Annotated in this window: 6 protein-coding genes and 1 pseudogene; 5 read left to right on the top strand and 2 right to left on the bottom strand. The window is 42.6% G+C overall.

All coding sequences use genetic code 11. From position 1 onward, the window contains the following. Both BGI33_RS03095 and BGI33_RS03090 read left to right on the top strand, forming a co-directional pair. Positions 1-406, top strand: a 406-nt coding sequence (locus BGI33_RS03095) for a DNA/RNA non-specific endonuclease (protein ID WP_180296971.1), incomplete at its 5' end; no start/stop codon positions are given. Between the two features lie 9 nt (positions 407-415). Then, positions 416-823 carry an NTF2 fold immunity protein gene (locus tag BGI33_RS03090; RefSeq protein WP_100089913.1) on the top strand — a complete coding sequence of 136 codons (408 nt, stop codon included), beginning with the start codon at positions 416-418 and terminating at the stop codon, positions 821-823. Positions 824-1,085: 262 nt separating this feature from the next. Here BGI33_RS03090 and BGI33_RS13365 read toward each other — a convergent pair whose 3' ends face one another. Then, positions 1,086-1,364 (bottom strand): hypothetical protein, encoded by a 279-nt coding sequence (locus BGI33_RS13365; protein WP_100114515.1) that lies wholly within the window; start codon positions 1,362-1,364, stop codon positions 1,086-1,088. 60 nt (positions 1,365-1,424) lie between these two features. On the opposite strand from BGI33_RS13365, the gene BGI33_RS03085 reads away from it, so the two are divergent. Both BGI33_RS03085 and BGI33_RS03080 read left to right on the top strand, forming a co-directional pair. Further along, complete coding sequence (locus tag BGI33_RS03085; RefSeq protein WP_100114516.1) at positions 1,425-2,249, top strand: RHS repeat-associated core domain-containing protein; 825 nt, start codon at positions 1,425-1,427, stop codon at positions 2,247-2,249. A gap of 9 nt (positions 2,250-2,258) precedes the next feature. Then, positions 2,259-2,666, top strand: a complete 408-nt coding sequence (locus tag BGI33_RS03080; protein ID WP_100089911.1) for an NTF2 fold immunity protein — start codon at positions 2,259-2,261, stop codon at positions 2,664-2,666. A 220-nt stretch (positions 2,667-2,886) separates the two neighbouring features. Here the strand turns inward: BGI33_RS03080 and BGI33_RS13010 are convergent, their stop codons facing one another. Beyond that, positions 2,887-3,069, bottom strand: coding sequence for a hypothetical protein (locus tag BGI33_RS13010; RefSeq protein ID WP_180298957.1), 183 nt, complete (start codon positions 3,067-3,069; stop codon positions 2,887-2,889). A gap of 213 nt (positions 3,070-3,282) precedes the next feature. On the opposite strand from BGI33_RS13010, the pseudogene BGI33_RS12860 reads away from it, so the two are divergent. After that, a pseudogene (locus BGI33_RS12860) lies at positions 3,283-3,879 on the top strand (RHS repeat protein); the annotation flags it as partial.

The following is a 3,879-nucleotide window of genomic DNA, read 5'->3' as shown; positions in this document are numbered from 1 at the left end:
GGGGTGGATTTGTGAAGTAAAAGTTAAACGAGGAGCACAGGGTCAACCTCTTTCAGCAAAAGCGACAGTTTCAAGAGCTGATATAGGCTCAGGCACAGCAACTAATCCTTCTTCAAGAGCATTTGCCAGAAGATTAGGTAACGCAGATGATGATGCGGGACATATTTTAGCGAAAATATTAGGAGGTTCAGGAGGTATAGATAATGTTTTCCCTCAGTTAAAAGGAATAAATCGTGGTCAATATCGAGCTTTTGAAAAAATAATTAAACAGTATATTCAAGAGCATGGAACCGTGGATATTAAATGGAATTTTATTTATGGCAAAGGAGGCACAAGACCAACCGTAATAGAATACTCAGTTTTTCAAAATGGGAAGAATGTGTTAAATAATATTTTTAAAAATTAGGTAAACTAAATGGATATTGAAATTGCGAAAAATATATTAAAAGAATTTATTATTGCGATGAATCATTGGGAAATACTTTGCTATCCAAAATTAAAAAGTGATTCTTCAGAAGAAGCTTATTTACAAATGACTAAAGATTTGAATTTTATATTTAATAAATTTTGTACAAAAAAAGAGCGAAAATATGGTCGACAAGCTGCATTATCTTGTGGAAACCCACCAGAGTACTCACCAGATGAAGAGATACTAAAAATAGAAGAACTCAAAGGTAATAAAGTAGTTATTTACACTCAACAACAAAATCGTGCAAAAAGTCAATTTCGTTATACCTTGCATTACAAAAAACATGAGTGGCGTATTGATAAAAAAGAGGTATATGATAAGTTTGATAATAATTGGGACAAATATCCATTGTAATAATTACTAGAATTCTAGCGTAAATACGATTAAATGTCTGGAAAAAGCAAGATAATAACTAAGCATCAGATATATCAATCATTGTTTTAATTTAAATAATCTAATTATGATTGATTAAATATATTTTTAAAAATCCAATGTAAGGAATTATTTTGTATTTATTTAGGAGTATGACTTAGATAAAACAGAAGGTATTATGGGTCTAGGAATGACTCAAGGGTAGATGCTTTTAACGAATAAGAGCCAGTCAAACTTGAATTAATTAGGAGTGTACTAGTAAAAAAATACCTGGACAGGCAAACGCAGAGAAGAATACAGCAACCACAACCTGATTCACTGTAACCAGCTCCTGCATTTCAGAGGACACCACTACAGCTACGACGAGCACGGCCGAACCCAGACCAAACAGACCACCGGCGCCACCCAGCACTACCACTACGACGCCGAACACCGTCTGAGCGAAGTACGCATCGAGCAAACAGGCCGCAGTCAGCGTTACGGCTACGTCTACGATGCACTTGGCCGGCGTATCGAAAAGCATCAGCTAGACCGCGAAGGCCAACCCTACAACCGTACGCGCTTCCTGTGGGACGGCTTAAGAATGATTCAGGAAACCGGCCCGAATCACCCTACCAGCCTGTATATCTATACCGACCAGAACAGCTACGAACCACTGGCGCGGATAGACACAGACGGCAACCAAGAACAATATATCCGCTATTTCCACACCGACCTGAATGGCTGCCCGGAAGAGTTAACCGATGCAAACGGCGAATTACTCTGGGAATGTAGCTTTCAGTTATGGGGTAAGCGGATTCATGAAATTGAGCACCAATCAGTAGAGCAAAATCTCAGATATCAGGGACAATATTTAGACAGAGAAACCGGCTTACATTACAATACTTTCAGGTATTATGATCCGGATATAGGTAGATTTACTCAGCCAGACCCGATTGGTTTAGCTGGCGGATTGAATCTATATCAGTATGCGCCTAATGGGTTGACTTGGATTGATCCGTGGGGGTGGATTTGTGAAGTAAAAGTTAAACGAGGAGCACAGGGTCAACCTCTTTCAGCAAAAGCGACAGTTTCAAGAGCTGATATAGGCTCAGGCACAGCAACTAATCCTTCTTCAAGAGCATTTGCTAGAAGATTAGGTAACGCAAATGATGATGCAGGACATATTTTAGCGAAAATATTAGGAGGTTCAGGAGGCATAGATAATGTTTTTCCTCAGTTAAAAGGAATAAATCGTGGTCAATACCGAATGTTTGAAGAGCGAGTTAGACGGTATATTGAGAAAAAAGGAGCAGTAAATATTGATTGGCGTTTTACTTATGGCAATGGTGGTACAAGACCAACCCAAATAGAATATTCAGTTTCCCAAAATGGAAAGATTGTGTTGAGTGAAATATTTAACAATTAGGAGAACTAAATGAATTTAGAAAATGCAAAAAATACATTAAAAGAATTTATTATTGCGATGAATCACTGGGAAGTCCATTATTATCCATTGGTAAAAAATGATTTATCGAATGATGTTCGTTTAAAAATGATTAATGATTTAAATTTTATATTTAATAAATTTTGTACAAAAAAAGAACGAAAATATGGTAGGCAAATTTCATTAGGGTGTGGAAATCCGCCTGAATATTCGCCAGATGAAAAGATATTAAAAACTGAGGAATTAAAAGGCAATAAAGCAGCTATTTATACTCAAGAACAAAATGGGGTAGAAGATCAATTTCGCTATACTCTGCATTATAAAAATCATGAGTGGCGTATTGATAAAAAAGAGGTTTATGATGACTTTGACAACAAATGGAAAAAATATCTACTGTAACAATACAAACAAAAACTAATCTATGACCCGCTCGACAACATCAGCATTGTTCATTTTTCTGATGCTTGTTACATTGCTTTATCAGTCGTGAAAGTTTTACATTTTTTTATAGTGTAGCATACTACGGCCCCCTCGGCCGTACCAGCCAAACCCAGTGGCTGCCACACTGGGCTTTACCCACCATCAGCGTCGATCCCGATGGCAGCATCTGGCGTTACTACTACGACCAGCGCGGTAACCTGCACAGCGTTATCGACCCCACAAACAGCGTACCCACTGCCAGTACGACCAGCATGGCCAGATAGTTCAGATCACCGATGCCCGCGGTGGCAACAAATACCTGCGCTGGAACCAGAACGGCCAGCTTACCCAGCATGTCGACTGCTCCGGTACCGCCACCCATCTCTATTACGATGCATCAGGCAATCTCAGCAGCATCTCCGACGCCCAGTGTAACAGCAACAAATACCACTACAACGCTGCCGGCCAGCTTACCGGCGTTACCTTAACCGACGGCAGACAGGAACACTACCGCGTTAACAGTGCCGGCCAGCTACTGACCTATACCGATCCCGCCGGCCACAGCACCCACTACCAGCGCGACCCGCGCGGACTGGTGCACACCCGCATCGATGCTGCCGGACGCAAACTCGGCTTTAACTACGACGCCTATGGCCGCCTTAATACCCTTATCAACGAAAACGGCGAACACTACCAGTTTCAATACGATGCAGCCGACCGCCTCACCGAACAGACCGATCTGGACGGGCGTAAACAGAAATACAGCTACGACCTTCTCGATAACGTCAGTGCCGTGCACTTTGCTGCCGGCAGCAGTGCCGAAATCACCCACCGCTTCAAACGCGATGCCATCGGCCGCCTGATCGGCAAATACACCACCGACGGCAACACCGCCTACCAGTACGACCAAGCCGACAACCTTATCAAAGTCGGCTACAAAAAAGCCGGCCTGCCTGCTGAAGCTGAACTCGACCTCATTACCTTCAGCTACGATCAACTGGGTAACCTGCTGAGCGAAACCACCGCACAGGGCACCCTCAGCCACCAGTACGACCCACTGGGCAATCGCATCGCCACCACCCTGCCGGATGGGCGCACCATCAACAACCTCTATTACGGCTCCGGCCACCTGCACCAGATAAACATCGACGGCCACATCATCAGCGATATCGAACGCGACAACCTGCACCGC

It is taken from the genome of Snodgrassella alvi (assembly GCF_002777425.1).
Lineage (GTDB): Bacteria > Pseudomonadota > Gammaproteobacteria > Burkholderiales > Neisseriaceae > Snodgrassella > Snodgrassella alvi_B.
The sequence above is the reverse complement of the archived record's forward strand: the minus strand, read 5'-3'. Positions and strand labels throughout refer to the sequence as shown.